Source organism: Pseudomonas sp. R76 (assembly GCF_009834565.1).
GTDB lineage: Bacteria > Pseudomonadota > Gammaproteobacteria > Pseudomonadales > Pseudomonadaceae > Aquipseudomonas.
In genome coordinates this window covers 2510689-2531189 of sequence record NZ_CP019428.1, presented here as the reverse complement: position 1 = coordinate 2531189, position 20501 = coordinate 2510689, and the positions used below count along the sequence as shown (strand labels likewise).

20 protein-coding genes and 2 pseudogenes are annotated in these 20501 nt (G+C 60.0%); 12 read left to right on the top strand and 10 right to left on the bottom strand.

Features of this window, described 5'->3' with window-relative positions; genetic code table 11:
* Nucleotides 1-6: 6 nt before the first annotated feature.
* The 4 genes from PspR76_RS11675 to PspR76_RS11660 form a co-directional block, all read right to left on the bottom strand.
* On the bottom strand, nucleotides 7-633 hold the full coding sequence (locus PspR76_RS11675; RefSeq protein ID WP_159955326.1) for a response regulator transcription factor: 627 nt from the start codon (nucleotides 631-633) through the stop codon (nucleotides 7-9).
* Between the two features lie 300 nt (nucleotides 634-933).
* Nucleotides 934-1650 (bottom strand): MgtC/SapB family protein, encoded by a 717-nt coding sequence (locus tag PspR76_RS11670; protein WP_159955324.1) that lies wholly within the window; start codon nucleotides 1648-1650, stop codon nucleotides 934-936.
* A 454-nt stretch (nucleotides 1651-2104) separates the two neighbouring features.
* Nucleotides 2105-2704 (bottom strand): GNAT family N-acetyltransferase, encoded by a 600-nt coding sequence (locus PspR76_RS11665; RefSeq protein ID WP_159955322.1) that lies wholly within the window; start codon nucleotides 2702-2704, stop codon nucleotides 2105-2107.
* A 12-nt stretch (nucleotides 2705-2716) separates the two neighbouring features.
* On the bottom strand, nucleotides 2717-3061 hold the full coding sequence (locus PspR76_RS11660; RefSeq protein ID WP_159955321.1) for an FKBP-type peptidyl-prolyl cis-trans isomerase: 345 nt from the start codon (nucleotides 3059-3061) through the stop codon (nucleotides 2717-2719).
* A gap of 391 nt (nucleotides 3062-3452) precedes the next feature.
* Here PspR76_RS11660 and PspR76_RS11655 point away from each other — a divergent pair, with 391 nt between their 5' ends.
* Nucleotides 3453-3695 carry a DUF6124 family protein gene (locus PspR76_RS11655; protein WP_159955320.1) on the top strand — a complete coding sequence of 81 codons (243 nt, stop codon included), beginning with the start codon at nucleotides 3453-3455 and terminating at the stop codon, nucleotides 3693-3695.
* A gap of 111 nt (nucleotides 3696-3806) precedes the next feature.
* Here PspR76_RS11655 and PspR76_RS11650 read toward each other — a convergent pair whose 3' ends face one another.
* The 3 genes from PspR76_RS11650 to PspR76_RS11640 all read right to left on the bottom strand — a co-directional run bounded on the left by PspR76_RS11650 (nucleotide 3807) and on the right by PspR76_RS11640 (nucleotide 5988).
* A complete protein-coding gene (locus tag PspR76_RS11650) occupies nucleotides 3807-4427 on the bottom strand; it encodes a transglycosylase SLT domain-containing protein (protein WP_159955319.1) in 621 nt (206 codons plus the stop codon).
* Between the two features lie 222 nt (nucleotides 4428-4649).
* Nucleotides 4650-4937 carry a hypothetical protein gene (locus tag PspR76_RS11645; protein ID WP_237235748.1) on the bottom strand — a complete coding sequence of 96 codons (288 nt, stop codon included), beginning with the start codon at nucleotides 4935-4937 and terminating at the stop codon, nucleotides 4650-4652.
* 82 nt (nucleotides 4938-5019) lie between these two features.
* A complete protein-coding gene (locus PspR76_RS11640) occupies nucleotides 5020-5988 on the bottom strand; it encodes a hypothetical protein (protein ID WP_159955318.1) in 969 nt (322 codons plus the stop codon).
* Nucleotides 5989-6161: 173 nt separating this feature from the next.
* Between PspR76_RS11640 and PspR76_RS11635 the strand changes: the two genes are divergently transcribed.
* The 3 genes from PspR76_RS11635 to PspR76_RS11625 all read left to right on the top strand — a co-directional run bounded on the left by PspR76_RS11635 (nucleotide 6162) and on the right by PspR76_RS11625 (nucleotide 8340).
* Complete coding sequence (locus PspR76_RS11635; RefSeq protein ID WP_159955317.1) at nucleotides 6162-7658, top strand: PAS domain S-box protein; 1497 nt, start codon at nucleotides 6162-6164, stop codon at nucleotides 7656-7658.
* Nucleotides 7659-7789: 131 nt separating this feature from the next.
* Entirely contained in the window at nucleotides 7790-8041 is a 252-nt protein-coding gene (locus PspR76_RS11630; protein ID WP_159955316.1) for a CsbD family protein, read from the top strand.
* A gap of 14 nt (nucleotides 8042-8055) precedes the next feature.
* Nucleotides 8056-8340, top strand: a complete 285-nt coding sequence (locus PspR76_RS11625; protein WP_159955315.1) for a DUF1652 domain-containing protein — start codon at nucleotides 8056-8058, stop codon at nucleotides 8338-8340.
* On the opposite strand, the gene PspR76_RS11620 is transcribed toward PspR76_RS11625, so the two are convergent.
* Entirely contained in the window at nucleotides 8303-9496 is a 1194-nt protein-coding gene (locus tag PspR76_RS11620) for an MFS transporter (protein ID WP_159955314.1), read from the bottom strand. The two genes, PspR76_RS11625 and PspR76_RS11620, sit on opposite strands and share 38 nt — an antisense overlap.
* 76 nt (nucleotides 9497-9572) lie before the next feature.
* Nucleotides 9573-9881 carry an RcnB family protein gene (locus tag PspR76_RS11615; RefSeq protein ID WP_159955313.1) on the bottom strand — a complete coding sequence of 103 codons (309 nt, stop codon included), beginning with the start codon at nucleotides 9879-9881 and terminating at the stop codon, nucleotides 9573-9575.
* 141 nt (nucleotides 9882-10022) lie between these two features.
* Here PspR76_RS11615 and PspR76_RS11610 point away from each other — a divergent pair, with 141 nt between their 5' ends.
* The 7 genes and pseudogenes from PspR76_RS11610 to PspR76_RS11580 all read left to right on the top strand — a co-directional run bounded on the left by PspR76_RS11610 (nucleotide 10023) and on the right by PspR76_RS11580 (nucleotide 17551).
* Nucleotides 10023-10628: a LemA family protein gene (locus PspR76_RS11610; protein WP_159955311.1), complete on the top strand. Its 606-nt coding sequence runs from the start codon at nucleotides 10023-10025 to the stop codon at nucleotides 10626-10628.
* Nucleotides 10629-10648: 20 nt separating this feature from the next.
* Nucleotides 10649-10921 carry a hypothetical protein gene (locus PspR76_RS11605; RefSeq protein WP_159955309.1) on the top strand — a complete coding sequence of 91 codons (273 nt, stop codon included), beginning with the start codon at nucleotides 10649-10651 and terminating at the stop codon, nucleotides 10919-10921.
* The gene (locus PspR76_RS11600) at nucleotides 10899-12464 is read left to right on the top strand and encodes a M48 family metalloprotease (protein WP_159955307.1); all 1566 of its coding nucleotides are present in this window, start codon (nucleotides 10899-10901) and stop codon (nucleotides 12462-12464) included. The genes PspR76_RS11605 and PspR76_RS11600 overlap by 23 nt, the downstream gene beginning before the upstream one ends.
* A 44-nt stretch (nucleotides 12465-12508) precedes the next feature.
* Nucleotides 12509-13066: pseudogene (locus PspR76_RS11595) on the top strand (helix-turn-helix domain-containing protein).
* 11 nt (nucleotides 13067-13077) lie between these two features.
* On the top strand, nucleotides 13078-14424 hold the full coding sequence (locus PspR76_RS11590; protein ID WP_159955305.1) for a glutamine synthetase family protein: 1347 nt from the start codon (nucleotides 13078-13080) through the stop codon (nucleotides 14422-14424).
* A gap of 15 nt (nucleotides 14425-14439) precedes the next feature.
* Nucleotides 14440-15535: pseudogene (locus PspR76_RS11585) on the top strand (DNA alkylation repair protein).
* A gap of 156 nt (nucleotides 15536-15691) precedes the next feature.
* Nucleotides 15692-17551, top strand: coding sequence for a DUF3857 domain-containing transglutaminase family protein (locus PspR76_RS11580; RefSeq protein WP_159961411.1), 1860 nt, complete (start codon nucleotides 15692-15694; stop codon nucleotides 17549-17551).
* A 215-nt stretch (nucleotides 17552-17766) separates the two neighbouring features.
* Here the strand turns inward: PspR76_RS11580 and PspR76_RS11575 are convergent, their stop codons facing one another.
* On the bottom strand, nucleotides 17767-18660 hold the full coding sequence (locus tag PspR76_RS11575; RefSeq protein ID WP_159955303.1) for a LysR family transcriptional regulator: 894 nt from the start codon (nucleotides 18658-18660) through the stop codon (nucleotides 17767-17769).
* Between the two features lie 129 nt (nucleotides 18661-18789).
* Between PspR76_RS11575 and PspR76_RS11570 the strand changes: the two genes are divergently transcribed.
* Nucleotides 18790-20436 carry a GMC family oxidoreductase gene (locus tag PspR76_RS11570; protein WP_159955301.1) on the top strand — a complete coding sequence of 549 codons (1647 nt, stop codon included), beginning with the start codon at nucleotides 18790-18792 and terminating at the stop codon, nucleotides 20434-20436.
* Nucleotides 20437-20501: the final 65 nt, after the last annotated feature.

Below are 20501 nucleotides of genomic sequence, written 5' to 3'. Positions count from 1 at the left end.
ATCGAATCAGATCAGATGATTACGCTGGGCGAACTTGGCCATGTGCACCACCGACGACATGCACAACTTGTCCTTGAGCCGCGTCTTATAAGTACTGATGGTCTTGTGGCTCAGCAGCATTTGTTCGGCAATCTGGTTATTGCCCAGGCCCAGCGCCAACATACGTAACACCTCCACCTCGCGGTCCGACAGGCATTCCACCAACTGCAACTCCGAGGCCTGCAAATCATCGCGGCGCACCGAGCTGGTCGGTAAGCTGGGGAAGCAGCTGTAGTTGGACATCACGGCCTTGATCGCCTTTTGCAGCTCGTCCAACTCCCCGGTCTTGGCGACAAACCCCATGGCCCCGGCGCGCATGCAGCGAGCAGAGAAAAACTCCGGCAGGGACGATGTCAGTACCAGCATCTTGCATGGCAGGCCCAGCGCCTTGACCCGGCTGATCACCTCCAGCCCGCCCAGCTTCGGGATGGCCAAGTCAAGAATAATCAGGTCTGGGCGCCCTTCCCTGGCCTTCTGCACAGCATCCGCGCCGTTACCCGCCTCATCAATATCGGTAAACCCTTCTTGCTTGAGCAGGAACCGAACGGTTTGGCGAATAAACGGATGATCGTCGACTATCAATGCTTTGATCATAAAAATCCCATGGCAGGTAAGTAGCCTTCCACATCAAGTGGGACACAGGTACCTGTGAGAAATGACAGTGCCGACCAACGGTACTGTCTCTACTCAGGACGATAGCCAGGCTGTGCCTGGTCCCTTCGATTGAAAAAAGTTGAACACTTACAGCTAAACCAACACCGCCGGCTAGCTGCAAGTGCGCAACCTTAACAACGAAATGACGCTTCATCCGAAGGGATAATCCCATCAAAATGTAGGATTTATCCGAGCAAGGCGCCCCCCATCCTGCACGTGGCGACGCTTTCGAGCAGCCGACTAATCCGTGGTGCTCGGGCTCCAGAACGCCTGCACCACCAAGGTCGAGGTGGAAATACGCGCAACCAGCGCGTCCAGCTCGTCGCCGTCAACCGAGGTCGCGACCAGGGTGGCCTCGATCTCCACTTCTTCACTGCCAAATGGCCGAACATCGACATCGCTGGCCGGGTAGTTGCAGCGCGCCAATTCGGCTTCCAGCAAGACCATCACCGCCTGTTGCTGGCTGCGCCGCGCGATGACATAGAGGATGTTGGTGACCTCCGCCGACACCACGTCCAACGGCTGGCGGTTGATGTTGTTAACGATCGGGCGCAGCAAGGTGTTGGCCGCCAGCACAAAGAGCGTGCCCAGCAGCGCTTCCAGGATCAGGTCGGCCCCCGCACACGCACCGACTGCCGCCGATGCCCACAGCGTGGCGGCGGTGTTGAGCCCGCGCACGTTGCCTTCTTCGCGCATGATCACGCCGGCCCCCAGAAAGCCGATACCCGATACCACATACGCGACCACGCGCACAGCGCCTTCAGCGCCGCCGAGGCGGTTGGCCATGTCGACAAAAATCGCCGCGCCCACTGCCACCAGCACATTGGTGCGCAAGCCCGCCGTCCGTTGACGGTACTGGCGCTCGAAACCGATCAAGCCGCCGAGGATAAACGCCGCAGTGAGGCTGACGACGGTATCGACCAAGGAATTGAGGTTGATGTTGTTGATTGCTTGCATAGGAAATCTCCCCGTATGCGCACGAACCCTGTGGGTGCGGGCAAGCCCGGCCCCCACATTTAATCGTGATGTCGATTAAAGCGGTGCTGGTCAGCGTCGATGAGAGGGATTCAGGCAGGTGCCAGGACAGGCGCTGCCGGGATGCCGCTGCTCGCTTTTTTCAGGCGAGATAACGGCATCGGAAAAATGCGCGTTACCTTGCCAAGTAGGTGCCGATTACTGAAACCGGCCGACAACTGTCACTTGAACAAGTACCCACTGAGGGTCTCCGCTATTGATTAAAACGCGCGGAGTTTACGCCCCGATGTCAGGGGAGTAAACCGTAGGAAAACTTACCGATGGGGAACAAGCCGATGCTTCAGGATGAGTTCAGGAACCGAGTTCCAGGACTTACCAACATTCAAATGTGGGAGCTGGCTTGCCAGCTCCCACAAGAGACGGTGAACATTCACGATTACGCAGCACCGGGCCGATCCCGCTCAACAGACGCCAGGTATTCATTCACCCGCCCACCCGCCAACGCCTTGACCTGAATCGACACCCTATTCACCTGCCGCCCCATCGTAATACCGTCCCGCGTGCGCACCTGCACATACCCAAGTTTGGGCCAGAAGCGCTCGGCCTTGGCATTGCCGACAACCACCGTCAATCGCAACCACTGGGCGCCTTTGCTCACGGCCCACGTCTCAAGCTCCGCATGCAGCCGCCGCGCCAGCCCAGTGCCATGCCAGCGCGTATGCACCAGTAACAGCCCGATGTGCCACACACCGGTGGCGAGCAGATCTGCGGCGATGTTCACCACGGCAACCAGCTGATCATCCGCATCGCGGTAACCCAGCCAATACATGCGGCTGCAGCTCCAGCCCGCAGGCAGATCGCCGCGCAACTCTTCACGCGCTTCGGTTGGCGTGGCGGGTTCGCCGTTGACCGCGATGAAGTAGTCAGGCGCTTGCTCGAAAAAACGCTGCAGCTCGGCTTCATCACTGTCATGCAGTTCAACCACCCGAATAGCCTCGGTGGAGCAGCCAGGCAACCGCTGTGACTCAACATCCATGTTCAACGCCTTTCAATCATCCCGCGTCAGCACTTCCAGCAACTCGATCTCAAAACGCAAGTTGCTGTTGGGCTTGATATGCGCGCCCATCGAGCGCTCGCCGTAGGCCAGGTGCGCCGGTACAAACAGCGTGCGTACGCCGCCGACCTGCATGCCCATCAACCCCTGGTCCCAGCCCTTGATCACCCGCCCGGTGCCGATCACACACTGGAACGGCTTGCCGCGCTCCCAGGACGAATCGAACACCGTGCCGTCTTCCAGGGTGCCGGTGTATTGAGTGGTGATCAACGCGCCCTTGACCACGGCTTTGCCGGTGCCCGGGCGAGTGTCGGTGATCTGCAGTTCGTCGTTGCTCATGTGGGTCTCGTTGAATGCTTAAAGGCTGGGGTTTTCCCAGAATCGGGCAGGTTTGGCAAGTGTAGGAACAGTCTGATCAGCGACATTTCCCTTTAACTTGCAGGACGTTTCCGAGAGAATCCCAACCGCTTGCGCCGCTCAATTCGCATGGCTAGTCTTCGCCGGTCACTGCCAATTCAGTGACCGGGTTTAGTAGCCCACCGATGTGATTAGGCGCAAGGCGCCCCCTTCTGCAAGGCGCTTTTTTTCGGCCCTGCGTTATGGTGGCCGTGCGTAGGGCACCTTCGGGTGCACCGGTTTCCTAATCGCCGGTCTACTAACCTGCGTACGGTCGCCACCCCGTTTAGTAGCGAAGGTGTTGACTCTCTAACGCTTGATTAGGAGTTGAACCATGGACAAACTTGTCCCCGCACCACCCGCATCAGAACCGCCCTTCTTCACCACCACCCAAGAGCTCAGCTTCGAAGACGCCCTGGCCCACGCCAGCAGCGTGCTGCGTTGTGCCGCCGTTACGGCGCAGGCGGCGATTGATCAATTGGAAGGTGACTCACGCACATTGGTGATTTCGGTATTGCACCTTGTGGACATGGCCAGTGTGATGGTCGATCGATCATTGGAGTGCATGCAAGCGTAAAACAACCCATTTGTGGCAAGCGGGCTTACTGTGGCAAGCCCGCTCACCACAACAGGCCCGCGCTCCAGAACTAGTGCATTTACCTCCGCAACACCCTTGGCAGCGTTGGCCCTATAGCCAATGCCAGAACCGGCTCCAGAACCCACGCCCCAAATCATCCTTGCACCCTGCATATTGCGCCGCGTACATCTGCGAACGTGCCTGTACCTTGCTCGCCACCGGCGGCAGCCACGCTTTGGCGGCGTAGGTGCGCTGGCGGTAGCCGCCCCAGCCTTCGTGGTAGTTCAGGTATTGGCCGTAGGCGTCGTACTTGTACACGCCGTTGATGGTGTAGGTCTTGTCCATGTACCAGCCGACGAAGTCGATGGCATCATCAAAATCCTTACGGTTGGCGCCGCTGCGGCCGGTGCTTTTGCGGTAGTCGTTCCACACTTCATCCTTGGCCTGGGCGTAGCCGGCAGCCGTGGAGACCCGGCCCCAGGGGATGATCCACAACAGGTATTTACGCGGGGCCAGGGCGTCCTGATGGAAACCGGATTCCTGGTACATGATGGCGAACGGCACCTGGATCGGCACGCCCCAGCGCTTTTGCGTGACTTTGGCGGCGTCGTACCAATCATCTTTTTCGCGAAAAATGCCGCACAGGTCGTTGGGCGTGCGTGGCGGTGAGGTGCCGCACGCCGCCAGCAGTGAAGTGAGTAATAACAGTCCGACGGCTTTGCCTGCGCTCAAAGGGCACCTGTGCGTGATATGCGTAAAAGGCGGGTATTTTACGCATTCATTCAGGAGGATGGGTTATTGGGTTCACCATATAACCCTGTGGGAGCGGGCTTGCCCGCGAAGGCGGTCTGTCAGATAAACAGATGCTGACTGATCTACCGTATTCGCGGGCAAGCCCGCTTCCACATTGGAACGAGGATGTTGGTTAAATCGCATTCGGCGTGATGACTGCTGTTACTTCCAGCTCCAGCATCCCGCTGCTGGGCAACCCGGCCACGCCCACGGCCGAGCGTGCATGGCGGCCGTGTTCGCCGAACAGGCGGTGAGTGACGAGGAGGAATGGCTGCATTGCGGCGGCACCAGCACGAACTGGCGGTCGACCACCGAGGTGCTGCGCCCGCTGTCTTCATCCTTGAAGCGCAACAAGCCGTGCTCGGGCACCATCAACATGAACTCGTCATGGGCGTGGGCCCCGGTCTCGTAGGCACCGTTGGAATTGAAGACGCTGTAGATTTCACGCATCGCCAGACACTGCAGGGGAATGGAATGCTGACACCAGCATGTTGGGTGCCAGTGAAAAGCGGCGTCCTTGCCGCACAAACGGTTAAGCCAAAGGCGCGCGGCGCGTGGTCAGCGCAGTGCGACCGACGAAGAAGCTCAAGGCGGCGCCCAACAACAGCATGGCCAAGGTGCTCCAGGCCGCGCGGGAGAGCTGTTTGGCCGCGACCTCACCGGCTTCACGGGCTTTCTGCTCGGCCTGTTGCTTCAGCTCATCGACCTTTTGCATGGCTTGCTGATAAGCCTGGGCATAGTTGTCGACGATCTGCGCGGCTTCTGCCTTGCTCTTGCCAGTACGGGCCGCAACGATGTTGACCAGTGCGTCTTTATCCGCCGCATTCAACGCAGGCTCACCCGAGGCTTTTACGCGCTCAAACCACTGCTTGAGTTGGTCGCCCGCCTGGGCTGGGTTGGTGGCGGCATCCGTCGCCGTTTGCTTGCCATCGGCAGCGGCCTGGTCGGTTTTCTGCTCGACGTTGGCCGGGTCCAGCTCAGGCTTGCCGCTTTGCTTGAGCAAGGTGTCGAGCTGGCCTTGCAGGCTGTTCCAATCCAGGTGAATGCCCTGCTCGTCCAACTGCTGTTTGACGCTGTCGCTGATGCCCGGTGCTGCGGCGGCGATACCGCTACCGGCAGCAGACAGGCCTTTACCGACGACATTGCCCGCCGTGCCCACTACGCTCGATGCCAGCGCCGCCAGCAGCCAAGTGGTGAACAGCGTGGTCAGCGTCCAGGTCAGCACGCCGTGCAGGCCGCCGCGATCCGGCGCGGTACGCCCAGCCACAAAAGCACCGACGCCAATCGCTACCAGCGTCGACACAAACAGCCAGATGCCGGCACCCGTGCCGAAACCGCGCAACGGGTTACCGGCTTCCATCGGGTTGACGGCACTCGCGCCGATGGCCGTGCCCAACACACTCAGCACCAGGTAGGTCACCAGGGCAATTGCACTACCCGCCAGCACAGAGCTCCAAGACACGCGAAACGGTGAACGGTTGGTTTCATAGACAGTGGTCATGATTAATCCTTTGAGTGATTTGACCGTCTCAGTCTGGCGAGCGTCGTGGCGGTCGTCCTCATTCAAATGCACCAGTCCATCTGGTGCATTCGCACCCCGCCCCGGGCAACTTCTCTGCACTATCCTGAAGCCCGAGTGTCGTACTTCCCATGCGCCCATCCCCCGGAGAGACCATGACCCAGGACGTTCTTGCCAAAGAAACCAACCGCCGCCAATTGCAGCAGATCATCTCCGGATTGTCTGACGGTGTGATCCTGGCCGAGGTCGACCAGACCATTCTCTGGGCCAACGAAGCCGCGCTGACCATGCACGGGGTCAGCGAGGTCGAGGAACTCGGCGCCAATACCGAGGAATACGCCCAGCGCTTCGCCCTGCGCTACCGCAATAATCACCCTTTAGTGCTCGACAACTACCCGCTCAGCCGGGTGGCGGCCGGTGAAGAGTTCAGCGACGTGGTAGTGGAAGTCACCCCCGCCGCCGATGAACAACGCAGTTGGGTCCACCGCTTGCGCAGCCTGGTGTTGACCGACGCGCACGGTGAGCCGGAGCTGCTGGTGCTGATCCTCAGCGATGCCACCGAGTGGGCCAGCGCCGAGCAGCGCTTCGAAAAAACCTTCAACGCCAACCCGGCACCGGCGGTGATTTGCCGCCTGAGCGACTTGCGCTACATCAAGGTCAATCAGGGCTTCCTGGAAATGACCGGCTACAACCGCGACCAGGTCATCGGCCGCTCGGTGTATGAGTTGGACGTGCTGGAACAGGCCGAGCGCAAAGACCTGGCCATCCAGCGCCTGGGCGAAGGCGCGACCATCCCGCAGATGCAGGCCGAGCTGCGCCTGCCCGAAGGCGGCAGCAAACTGGTGATCGTCGCCGGCCAGCCGTTGGACATGAACGAAGAAGACTGCATGCTGTTTTCCTTCACCGACCTGGAGCCACGCCGCAAGGCGGAAACTGCCTTGCGCCAGAGTGAGGAGCGCTTTGCCAAGTCCTTCCGCCTGACACCGGTGCCGACCTTGATGTGCAGCGCTGCCAACCGCCAGGTGGTAGATGTCAACGAAGCGTTCATGAACATCACCGGCTATACCAGCGAAGAGCTGATCGGCAAGGCCATCGAAGATATTCATTTTATCGACAGCCCCCAGGCCGGTGCGCAGTTGTTCGCCACCCTGGAAAAAGTCGGCAACCTCGACGGCCAGGACCTCAAGCTGCGCAAAAAAGGCAACGAGGTGATCGACTGCGTGGTGTCTGCCGACACCGTGATCATCGAGGACGTGCCCTGCTACCTGCTGGTAATGATGAACATCACCGAGCGCAAACGCTCGGAACTGGAACTGGTGGCGGCCATTGAGGAAGTCATGCAGGACGCTTCCTGGTTCAGCCAGACCCTGATTGAAAAACTCGCCAACGCCAAGAGCGTCAACAGCCCCAACCTGCCCAACGTAGCGTTCACCGACCTCACGGCCCGTGAGCGCGATGTGCTGGGCTTGATCTGCGAAGGCCTGGCCGACAAAGAAATCGCCTCGCGCCTGAAACTTGCGCCCAACACCGTGCGTAACCATGTGGCCACGGTGTACTCCAAGCTGGGGGTGCACAGCCGTAGTGCAGCCATCGTTTGGGCCCGTGAACGCGGGCTGTTCGCCGGTGAACTGCGCGTCAAAAGCAAGAAATAGAGTGCAAATGCACTAGTGCGACCAGTGCAAATTCGCCTTATTCCCGAGGGAAGCGGTGCTTAACCTTGAAGAGTGGGCACAGGGCCTTTGGCCCTGTGCCGTAATGAGTTGATCTCTTGAAGGAATGCACGATGAAAAGCGAACAAGTCAAAGGCGCCGTCGAGAAGGTGGCTGGCAAGGCTCAGGGTTTTCTCGGCGACTTGACCGGTGATGAGCAATTGCAAGCCGAAGGCGTTGCCCGCCAGGCCGCTGGCCAACTGCAGCAAACCTATGGCGACGCGCTGGATACCGTCAGTGATTTTGCTCGCAACAAGCCGCTGGCGACCGTGGCTGTCGTCGCCGGCGTCGGCCTGTTGGTGGGCCTGTTGCTGCGCCGTCGTTGAGGGGGCTAAGTCGCATGTTTACCCTCTCCCAGCTGCGTAATTGCATCGAAGAAGGCCTGTCGCCGCTGACCTGCGAGTTCACCCTGTGCCGGGATGCGTCCTTGACCCTCAAGGTCTTCGACGCCGAAACCGGCCGGGTCGACCTGGTGGTCACCGGGATCAGCACCAATCGGCTGCAGACCCCGCAGGAAGTGGAAAAAATGGTCGAAGAATTGCGCTACGAACTGCAAAGCAACACTGTCGGCAAGAATGTCGCCAAGCTCACGCTGGATGATTTGCCTTTAACGACGAACCAATGAAATAGAACACCCCACCTCCAACGATAAACGCCCCAAGCATGTAAAACATGAAGGGGGCCGGCAGGCTGGCCAACACCAGCCCACACAACACCGGCCCCAGCGCAGCCCCCAGGTTGGACAGGTTCTGCGCCCCGTAATACATGCCGCGCAGGTGGTCCGGGGCAATCCGGTCGATAAACATGTACTCGGCCGGAAATACGATAATCTCCCCCACGGTAAACACCGCCATCGCCAGCACCCACCACAGCACGCTGGTGGCCAGTGCAAAGCCCATCACCCCGAGCATGAACATGCCCAGGCCAGCGATCAGCCACTGGCTCAGATAGCGGTGCGAGATGCGCCGGCCAATCACGTACTGCAAGGCAATCACCAGCGCCGCATTGGTGGTGAGCACGGCGCTGATTACCGTGTAGGTATATTCTGCGGTGGTGGTCGTCACCAGGTACTGCGACAGGTAGGCCGTGAACTGCCCGAACACCACGGCACTGAGCAGGCCGCCGAAGGTGAAGCACACCAGGCGCCGGTCCCGCAGCAGCACACGGCCGACGGCGAAAAACGACACCGGTTTCTGCGTAGCATCAGCGGTGGCCAGCGTGCGGTCGCCCCAGCGCCAATACAGCAGGAAAAACCCCACGCCCAGCAGCGCCGAAAGGATGAACGGCAGGCTGATGTCGAGCTTGGCCACCATCGCGCCAAAAAACGGGCCGACGGCATAGCCGATATTGGTCAGGGTGTACTTGATCGAAAACACTTCGCTGCGCGCGTCTTCGGGCAGCAAGCTGGCGAAACCGGCTTTGACGGCAATGTCGATCACGGCGTAAGCCAGGTTGATCAGGATCAGGCAGCCATAGAACAGCCAGATACCGTGGGCCACTACCGTGCCGATAAACCCCAGTACAAACAGCGCACTCAAGCCGAGCAGCAGCCGGTAACTGTTGACGCGATCGACCAGAAAACCGCCGTACACACTCAGCAGTGAGCCGACAATCAACGAACTGCCGATCACCAGGCCCACCTGGGTAATGTCGAGGCCGAAGTGATGAGTGAGGTAAATGACCAGGTACGGAAAGGTGATCGCCTTGGCCAGCGTCAACAGCAACGTGGCCAATAGCAACAGGTTAACGCTGCGCGGGTAGTGTCTTATTGTGGCAAGCATCCTGCTCTCATTCTTTGAAGGTAACGCGACCTGTGTGGCCGGTTACCTTACCGCAAGAGCCAGGAAAAAAGACCGGTCATTTCTTGACGGGGGTGATCTCGAGGATAGTGCCGTTGGTGGTTTTGAGCAGCACGAACTTGTCACCCACGCGGGCCCATTGGCTGTCGGCTTCAGGCTGCTTCAAACCGCGCTTTTTCCAGTCGCTTACGGCGGATTCCTTGCGCATCAGCATATCCGGGGCGCGGTCGCCTTCTTTCAAATCGCGTGCGTTGATGCTCGAAGGCTTCACCGTTTCCTGCGGGGTATCACCGGCTTGCACGACAAAGCTGGCGGTGGACAGGCCCGCGGTCAGCAACAGGCAAGCAGCTAGGGTATTGGACTTCATGGGTGCTCCTTCAATGAATGATGCGTACCCAGCTTCGGACCGCGGGCGCACGCAATCATTCACAGCCCCCTCGAAAGAGAAGCTCGGTAGCGGGTTTATCAGATAAGATCGCCTTTTTTTTACCCGAGATAAGGAAATCCAATGTCTGGCACTTTTTTCTGGATCATTTTCATCAGCGTTCTGAGCGTGCTAACACTCTACGTGATCGGTCTCTACAACCAGTTGGTGAGCCTGCGTAACCGCTTTAAAAATGCGTTCAGCCAGATAGAAGTCCAACTCAAACGACGCCATGACCTGATCCCGAATCTGGTGGAAACCGCCAAGGCTTATATGACCCATGAGCGCGGCACGCTGGTAGAGGTCACCGAGGCCCGCAATGTCGCCGCCGCCTGCCTCAAGCTTGCGGCGGCGCAACCGGGCAGTGCAACGTCCATCGCACAGCTTGGTAAAACCGAGGGTCGACTCAATACGGCCGTGGATAATTTGAATGTTTCGCTCGAGGAGTATCCGCAGCTGTATGCATCGGAAAACATGATGCAACTGAGCGACGAAATGACCAACACCGAAAACCGCATCGCGTACGCACGCCAGTTTTTCAACGACGCGGTGATGGACTACAACATTTTCCGGCAGAAATTTCCGACGGTGTTGATGGCAGAGGCATTCGGCCACGGGTCAGACGCCACGTTGCTGGAGTTTGCCGACAGCGAGCAGATTAAAAACGTGCCGACCGCATCCTTTACCTGATTCCAGCCACGGATGGCCGCATGAACTTTTTTGACCAACAGGATCGAGCCCGGCGCAGTGCTGTGTATCGCATGCTCTTGACCATAGCCATCGTGCTGAGCCCGGTGATATTCGGCACCTGCGTCTGGGCGCAGATCGATGAAGCCGACTGGCGGGTGCCTATGGTGATCTGTGGGGTGATGCTGCCCTTTATGGCGGTGGGCTATTGGTACCAAAAACCGCAAGCTGAAGGGCGGAGGCAGTGCCATTGCCGAACGATTCGGCGGGTATTTGATCAGCCTGGACCCCCATGAGGATGACCGCTGGTTGTTGGATATTGTTGAGCAAATGGCTATCGCCTCCGGCAACCCGGTGCCTCTGGTTTATTTGCTTGATACCCGTGGCGTCAATGCCTTTGCCGCCGGGCGCACGCCGCAGGATTCCGCCATTTGCCTGACCCTTGGAGCGCTTTACATACTCAACTATGAAGAAGTACAAGCCGTCGTCGCCCATTTATTCAGCCAGATTTACAACAACGACATGCGCGTTGATACACGAATGACGGGGGTGTATTTAGGCATCGCGTGTCTGGCTTTATTGATTGGGCTGGCAGGCGGGTTCATGTTCGTTGTCGGTATGGGCTGGATTTACCTGGCCTTCCTCGCCATGTCCCGCGTGCTTCGCCATCGAAAATACCTGGCTGACGCCTCAGCGGCCCAGTTCACCCGAAACCCGCAGAGTGTGGCAAGCGCGCTGAAGAAGATTGGCGGGTACGAATACGGCTCGGTGATCAGTTGCAGGGAGCAGGAAGATTTTCTTCAGATGTTTTTCGCCATGCCCTACGACGAACTCGGTAAGCGCCTTGCGTCTCCTCACCCACCGCTGAAAAAGCGTATCCGGCGCCTCGATCCCGATTGGGATGGCGAGTACCCCGATGTCCCACCGCTGGAGTCGCTGGTCGGCGATGATGAGCTGGCCGAGGAAAATCGTCGTCGATGGGACATACTGGGCGCCGTCACGGCCCCTCATTTTGCGGTCAACGACGCAGGCGAAGAGCCCGCATACCTGTACCAGGCCCAGCTGTCACTGAGCAAGATTCCCGATGGAATCAGGGCGGCTGCGCGCCATACCGACGGCGCACAAGTATTGATCTACCGGCTGCTCCTCTGCGTACAGCCAGACGTGCGCGATCAGCAACTGAAGCTGATCAACGCTGACCCCAACCCGGTAATCGCCCACTACATGCAGGTATTGGAAGCGCCAATGCGTGACTTGGACCGCTACCTGCGCTTGCCGCTGTTCGACCTTTGCATTCCAGCGCTCAAACAGTTGCCGGCCGACGAATACGAGATCTTCACCAACAATATGATGGTATTGGCCGGCGTCGACGATCGTACTTATCTGATGGGCTGGGCCCTGCTGCATATCCTCAATACGCAGATATTGCAGAGGCCGAAAGCCAAAAGTAAATACACACTGGCTCAAAGAGAGAGCGACGTTACATTGCTGCTCTGGTTAGTGGCCAATACGGGCCACAGAAGCGAAGCACAGATGGAATTGGCTTACTACCGTGCTTGCGATGTACTGCCCTTCTATACCGCACCAGTGAACTGGCTCCGCGAAGGTGAGGGGCTGGAGAGGTTTAATAAACCCTTCAAGCGGCTGCAGCAGCTCAAGCCAGATGAGAAAGAGATCCTGATGGAAGCGGTCGCCGTTTGTATCGAAAACGACGGTCATATCACCCACGAAGAAATCGAACTGATGCGCGCGATTGCCGACATCCTCGACTGCCCGATGCCAGAGGGACTGGAAACCCCCTCGATTGAAACCGCCGAAGCGTCCCCATTGCCGGCGTGAAATAATTACTGTAATTTTTCATGAAATTTCTCGACATAAATTTCATGAACCAACAACAAGAACTCGACGCCCTCGCCGTCCTGATCCACGACCTGCGAAAACACAAGAAGCTCACCCTCGCCCAACTCGCGCAAAAAATCGAGCGTTCGGTGGGTTTCCTGTCACAGGTCGAGCGCGGCCTGTCGCGCCCCACCGTCGCCGACTTGACCGCCATCAGCCACGCCCTCGATGTGCCCACCACCTAATTCTACAGCCTGCCCAAACCCAAAGCGGTGGGCTGGGTCACCCGCCCCAACGAGCGGCGCACGGTGTATTACGCCAATGGCATCACCGACATTCTGGTCTCGCCGAGCATGAACGGCGCCTTTTCGATGCTCGACAGCCTGCTCGCGCCCGGCGCCAACAGCGGCGAGCAAACCATGAGCGACCGCGCCGAACAGGCCGGTTTTGTGCTGGAGGGCGAGTTGACGCTGTGGGTCGAAGGTGAGGCCGACGCGGTCACCCTCGGCCCTGGCGACAGCTTCCACCTGGCCAGTTTTGCCCATTGCCGCTATGCCAACCTGACTGATCTGCCCGCCCGCGTGCTGTGGGTTTACAACTAGGAGCAACACCCGTGAAAAACCAGTCTTCCACGTTGCTGGCCGAAGTACGGACCTTTCGCCAGAACCACCCCGAGGTGCGTTACGTCGACCTGATCGCCCTGGACATTCCGGGGCACTTCTACGGCAAGCGCTACCCGGTGGACATGCTGGAAAAGGTCGCCGCCGGCAGCCCGTTGAAACTGCCGCAGAATGCCGTATTGCTGGGCGCACAGGGCGGGCTGTTCAAGATTGGCGATTATTGCTTCCACGACGGCGACCCGGACGCCAACCGCCGCCTGGTACCGGGCACGCTCAAGCCGGTGAGCTGGGAGTCGCAGCCGCTGGGGCAGATGCTGATTACCTCGGACGGCACCGAAGCCCCCATCGAGTTCGAACCCCGCGAAGTGCTGGCCAAGGTGCTGGAGCGCCTGCACAGCAAGGGTATTCACCCGGTGGTGGCGTTCGAATTGGAGTTCTACCTGTTCGACAAGAAGCTCGACAACGGCTTGCCGCAATTCGCCCGCGACCCGCTCAGCGACGACACCGATGACCAGCCCACCCTGCATATCGAACGGCTGTCGCGCTTCAGCGAGGTGCTCGACGACATGGCGCAAACCGCCAAGGACCAGGGCATCGACATCACGGTGATCACCGCCGAGCTCGGCCCCGGCCAGTTCGAAATCAATTTCGGCCACCTGGAAGACGGCCTGCGCGCCGCCGACTGGGCCGCGCTGTTCTGCCGCAGCACACGTGGCGTGGCGCTCAAGCACGGTTACCGCGCCAGCTTCATGGCCAAGCCGTACCTGCAATTCCCCGGCAGCGGCATGCACGTGCATGTCAGCCTCTACGACGCGGCGGGCAATAATTTGCTGGCGGCGCACCAGCAGCAACCCCTGCGCCATGCCGTGGCCGGTTGCCTGGAGCTGCTGCCGCATTGCATGCCAATCTTCTCGCCCAACCACAACGCCTTCCGCCGGCTGGGTGGCACGGTCAACGCGGCAACCCGCGCCAGCTGGGGTTTTGAAGACCGCGACGCGTGCGTGCGCATCCCCGAGTCCGACCCGCGCAACCTGCGCATCGAACACCGCCTGGCCAGCGCTGACGCCAACCCGTACCTGGTGCTGGCGGCGATCCTGGCTGGACTTGAACATGGCCTTGAAGCCAGGCAAGAACCCATCGCGCCCTTGAACGAAGACCGCCTCAGCGGCACTGACTTCCCCGTGGAAATGCTCGATGCGGTACGCGCCATGCAACATCAACCGGTAGTGCGCGATAAGCTGGGCGCAGAATTTGTCGACGTGTATTGCGAAAACAAACGCCAGGACCACCTGGCCTTTCAACAAGAGATCAACGCGCGGGAATACCGCTGGTTTCTCTAACCCCTGGAACCACCGATGACCGAGCAAAGCGCACCCGCCCTAAAGGAAATCTTCAACGTCGAACGCCTGCAACACATCGCCACGCAGATGTCGGCGGTGTACCCGGCGTTCGACGCCAAGGGGTTTCTCAAGCACGCCAAGGCCGGGCTCGCCGAGTTGTCGGTGATGCAGCGCATGGCGCGGGTCAGCGAAAGCCTGCACGCGGTGATCGCGCTGGATTACGCGCAAACCCTCAAGCTGCTCTACGCCCTGGCACCGCGCCTGAACAGCGCGTTTGTCAGCCTGTTCCTGCCGCATTACGTGGCGAGTTACGGCCAGGATGATTTCAAGCGTTCCATGGCCGCGCTCAAATACTTCACCACCTTTGGATCGGCCGAGTTCGCCATCCGCCACTTTCTGTTGCACGACTTCCAACGCACCTTGGCCGTGATGCAGGAATGGTCACTGGATGCCAACGAACACGTGCGGCGCTTGGCCAGTGAAGGCTCGCGCCCTCGCCTGCCGTGGTCGTTTCGCCTGGCCGAGGTGCAGGCCAACCCCGAGTTGTGCGCCTCGATCCTCGACAACCTCAAGGCTGACAGCAGCCTGTACGTGCGCAAGTCAGTGGCCAACCACCTCAACGACATCACCAAGGACGACCCGGACTGGGTGCTCAGCCTGATCGAAGGCTGGAACCTGGAGAACCCGCACACCGCGTGGATCGCCCGCCACGCGCTGCGCAGCCTGATCAAACAAGGCAATACCCGCGCGCTGACGCTCATGGGCGCCGGGGCCAAGGCCGAGGTGGTGATTGGTGAGTTGAACGTTACACCCGCGGCGATCAACCTCGGTGAGCGCATCACCCTGTCGTTTACGCTGCAATCCACCGCCGCCACCGCGCAAAAGCTGGTGGTGGACTACGCCATCGACTACGTAAAAAGCGCCGGCCACAGCGCGGCCAAGGTGTTCAAACTCAAGACATTCACGTTGGGCGCAGGCGAGCACCACAGCATTCGCCGCGAACAACACATCCGTGAACTGACTACCCGCAAGCACTACCCTGGCAGGCATGCACGTGCTGGTCAACGGCGAGCGGCTCGCCAGCGCCGAGTTCGACCTGCTAAAACCCTGACCTTAATCAAAGAAAAGGCTCTAGCTCGGGCCTTTCAGCCCTAAAAATTGTCGAACAATCCTGGATTTTGTTGTTGCGATCAATTATCATCCGGCGCCTTCTCACTGCCCGTTGGGCAGTTGTTTCAATGTGTCACCCGAGGCGCCAATGTACTGTTTGCAGCGTTTTTCGTTTCACCGCTCTTTGATTGTCATCAGCCTGGGGCTGTTTACCCATTCTGTTAACGCCGCCCTGCAACCCATGGCCGAAGCCCCGCTGGCCAGCGACACCGAGCTGCATTGCCACTTCAACCGCGACGCCAGCACTGACTGCACCACCACCCAGCACTATACGATCCTCAAACCCAACGGCCGCGAAATGCTCTCGCGCATCGACTTCGACTATTCCGAAGGCGATACCTTTGAAGTGATCAGCGCGCAATCCACCCAGCCTGGCGCCAAGCCGATCGCACTGGACGCGGCGCAAATCGACACGCGCACCGCACCCAACCCGGACCAGGGTTTCAGCCGCGACAAGCAGACTTCCCTGGCGTTTCCAAACCTGCGCGTGGGCACACAAATTCGTTTCACCGTGCGCGAACATCGCGCGGCCAAACCGCTGGTGACGCAGTTTCACTACGCCCTGATGTTCGGCCCCAGCGCGTTCCGTCGCGACCACGTCAAGGCGCGCTTTACCGCCGAGCGGCCGATCCAGTGGCGCAGCGAGCTGTTCGACGGGTTCACGGTGACGCCATCGGCCAATGGCAAGACCTTGGACGTGGTGCAAAAGAAACCGACCTACCTCAACTACATCAATGAATCTTCCAGTGCCACGCTGCTGCGCGTCCCGCGCCTGGAAGTCGGCAGCGCCGTGGATCGCCAGGCGTATTTCGGCGATTTTGCCCAGCGTTACAACCAGATTCTCGGAGCCAACCTGCCTGCGCAAGCCGCCGCCGCCGTAGTCGCCGCGCGCAGCTTGCCACCGGCCGAACAGGTCGCCGCGCTGATGCAGCACATCAACGATCACTACCGCTACCTCGGCGACTGGCGCGCTACGGAGCGCGGCTATGTGCCGTTCAACCTGGAGGAAATCGAGCAGCATGGTTATGGCGACTGTAAAGACCTGGCGATTTTGCTGACCGCCATGCTCAAGGCCAGCGGCATCAAGGCCGAGACCGCCTGGGTCAGCCGTGGCGATGTGGCGTATGCGTTGCTGATCCCCGGCACCAACGCGCCGAACCATGCGATTGTGCGCGCCGAAGTCGACGGCCAGGTCTGGTGGCTCGACCCGACCAACCCGGTTTTCGCCCCCGGCCAAACCCTGCCCGACATCCAGGACCGCTGGGTGCTGGTCAACAATGCCCAGGGCCAAGTGCGCGAAGAACAGATCCCGCTGGAACGCCCCGAAACCACCCTGCGCCTCGACAAACAGGTGCATTTCGACAAGCAGGGCAATGGCGCCACCCAGGCCACCATCACTTTCAGCCGCTTGCCGCTGATGCAAATGAGCGTGGCCGACCGCCAGCAAGGCACCACCGCCACCGACCAGAACATCTGCGCCAACTTCGGCAACGAAATCAGCGACTGCCAGATCACCCGCCAACCCACGGCCTTTGTGGTGCACGACGGCTACACCGTCAGCGCGACCATGAACGACCAGCGTGCGCTGGAAAAACTGGCGAGTGACTATGTCTACACCGATGAATCGCTCAAAGGGCGTTGGGACGGCTTCATCAACTACCGCCGCCACCACCAGCAGGCCGACCTTGACCTGGGTAACCCCCAGACCCACGATTACAGCTTCACGCTGACAGGTGGGCAGATGGAAAAAGCCATCCCCGGCTGCCAGGTGCGCTCGCCGTGGTATGACCTGGATCTGGAAGGGAAACGCACCGATGACGGGCTGCGCTATCACTATCGCCTGAGCCAGAAGACGCGCTGGCTGACCCATGCTGAAGTCGCCAGTGACGCGTTTGGCAAGATGATTGACGAGGCGCGGGCGTGTGCGGAGCAGGTGCATCAGGTGGTGAAGCTCTAACCGCACTGTAAACGCAAATCCAATATTGGAACCGGCTTGTGTGGGAGCTGGCTTCTGTGGGAGCTGGCTTGCCTGCGATGGCATCAACTGGTTCTGCCTGATACACCGAGGTGTCTGCATCGCAGGCAAGCCAGCTCCCACATTTGTATCTCATTGCATCAGAGGGATACTGTGTTGCAGGCAAGCCAGGCCCCCACATTTCTGATCCGGTTTGCTCAGTGGGATTCGCCGAGCAACAACCCCTGCTCCCTTGCACACAACTCCACCACATAATCCCACAACACCCGCAGCCGCACCGACTTGTGCAGCTCCCGCCGCGAGCTGATCCAGTAGCTGCGTTGAATCCCCTCCGTCGGCAGCAGCGCCACCAAGTCCGGGTCACCCGCCGCCATAAAGCACGGCAACACGGCAATCCCCAACCCCGAGCGCGCCGCCTGGTGCTGGGCGATCACGCTGGTGCTGTGGAACACCACCTTGGGGTTGCGGCAAAAGCTGCTGAGGAACTTCAGTTCCTGGCTGAACAGCAGGTCATCGACATAATCGATCCAGGCATGCACGGCGAGGTCTTCGCGTTTTTCGATCGGCGGGTTGCGGTCCAGATAGGCGCGGCTGGCGTAGAGCGCCAGGCGGTAGTCGGTGAGTTTGCGCGTGACGAGTTGATCGACGCTGGGGCGTTCGAGGTGGATGCTGATTTCCGCTTCGCGGTTGAGAATGCTGACGAAACGCGGCACGGCCACCAGCTCCACTTCCAGCCCAGGGTAACGGTCGAACAGCCCGCCCATGCGGCTGGCGAGGAACATCACGCCCAACCCTTCGGCCACACCGAGGCGAATCTTGCCCAGGGGCGCGGCGCAATGGGTGAGTTCGTCCTCGGCCAGCAGCGCGACGTTTTCCATGGCTTCGGCATGTTTGAGCAGGGCTTCGCCGGAGGGCGTCAATTCGTAACCCTGGGCGTGCTGCACAAACAGCGCGGTGCCGAGGCTTTTCTCAATGGCCTCGATATGTCGGGCCACGGTGGCGTGCGTGGTTTTCAGGCGCTGCGCGGCGGTCAGCAGGCGGCCGCTGCGTTGCAACTCGAGAAAAAACCGCAGGTCATTCCAGTCGAACATGTCGCCTCCAATGCGAGAGCCGGTGCCGCGCTGTTTAAAAACGCACAGCAGCTGGGTAAAAACTAACATTTTTAAGACGAAAACTAACAACTAGGATGGAGCCAATAAGAAAAACAAGCGAGACCTCAGATGCCCATTGCAGCTGCTGAATACGATTACGTGGTAGTAGGCGCCGGCCCCGCAGGCTGCCTGCTGGCCAATCGACTGTCCGCCAACCCCGCCCACCGCGTGCTGCTGCTCGAAGCCGGTGGTCGCGACAACTATCCCTGGATCCACATCCCCGTCGGCTACCTGTTCTGCATCGGTAACCCACGCACCGACTGGTGCTTCAAGACCGAAGCCCAGGAAGGCCTGCAAGGCCGTGCGCTGAGTTACCCGCGTGGCAAAGTGCTGGGCGGCTGCTCGTCGATCAACGGCATGATCTACATGCGCGGCCAGGCCCAGGATTACGATGGCTGGGCCGCCGAAGGCAACCCGGGCTGGGCCTGGAAAGACGTGCTGCCACTGTTCAAGCAGAGCGAAAACCACTTCGCCGGCGGCTCGGAATTTCACAGCGACGGCGGCGAGTGGCGCGTGGAGCAACAGCGCCTGCACTGGCCGATCCTGGATGCCTTCCGTGATGCGGCGGCGCAAAGTGGTATCGCACCGATCAACGACTTCAACACCGGCGACAACGAAGGCTGCGGCTACTTCCAGGTCAACCAGAAGGCCGGGGTTCGCTGGAATGCGGCCAAGGCGTTTCTCAAGCCGATTCGCCAGCGACCCAATCTGACCGTGCTGACTGAAGTTGAAGTGGACCGCGTCGTACTGGAAAACGGCCGCGCCTCGGCAGTGGTCGGGCGCCAGCATGGCCAACAGATGAGCTGGAAGGCACGCAAGGAGATCGTCCTGTGCGCCGGCTCCGTGGGCTCGCCAGGTATCCTGCAACGCTCAGGGATAGGCCCTGCCAACGTGCTCAAACCGTTGGGAATCGATGTACTGCATGAGCTGCCCGGCGTGGGCGGCAACCTGCAGGATCACCTGCAACTGCGACTGATCTACAAACTGGAAAACGCACGCACCCTGAACCAGATCGCCGGCACCCTGTGGGGCAAGATGGGCATGGGCCTGCGCTACCTGTATGACCGCAGCGGCCCGTTGTCGATGGCGCCAAGCCAGCTCGGCGCCTTCGCCCGCTCCGGCCCGGAACAGACCTCGGCCAACCTTGAATACCATGTGCAGCCACTGTCCCTGGAGCGTTTTGGCGAGCCGTTGCATGCGTTCCCGGCGTTTACTGCGTCGGTGTGCGACCTGCGTCCGCAAAGCCGTGGCCGTATCGATATTCGCTCGGCCAACCCGGCCGATGCACCGCTGATTCGGCCCAACTACCTCAGCCATCCAGAAGACCTGCGCGTAGCGGCCGACGCCATCCGCCTGACGCGCCGCATCGTTGCGGCGCCCGCCTTGAGCCAATTCAAACCGGTGGAATACCTGCCGGGCGATTCGCTGCAAACCGAAGAACAGCTGCATGAAGCCGCTGCGCGCATTGGCACGACCATCTTCCATCCGGTGGGCACTTGCCGCATGGGTGATGACACGCATGCCGTGGTCGACGCCCAACTGCGTGTGCATGGCGTGCCCGGCCTGCGCATCGCCGATGCTTCGGTGATGCCACGCATCACGTCCGGCAACACATGCTCGCCTACACTGATGATTGCGGAGAAAGCTGCGCAGTTGATCCTTTCGCCGAACACAAGGAGCCTCGCCCCGCAGAGAGAAACGGTTCATGCAATCTGAATAGCGGCGCCGCACCCGGCGCCGACAGTGGAACAACAATAAATAATCACTGTGAGGGTTACCCG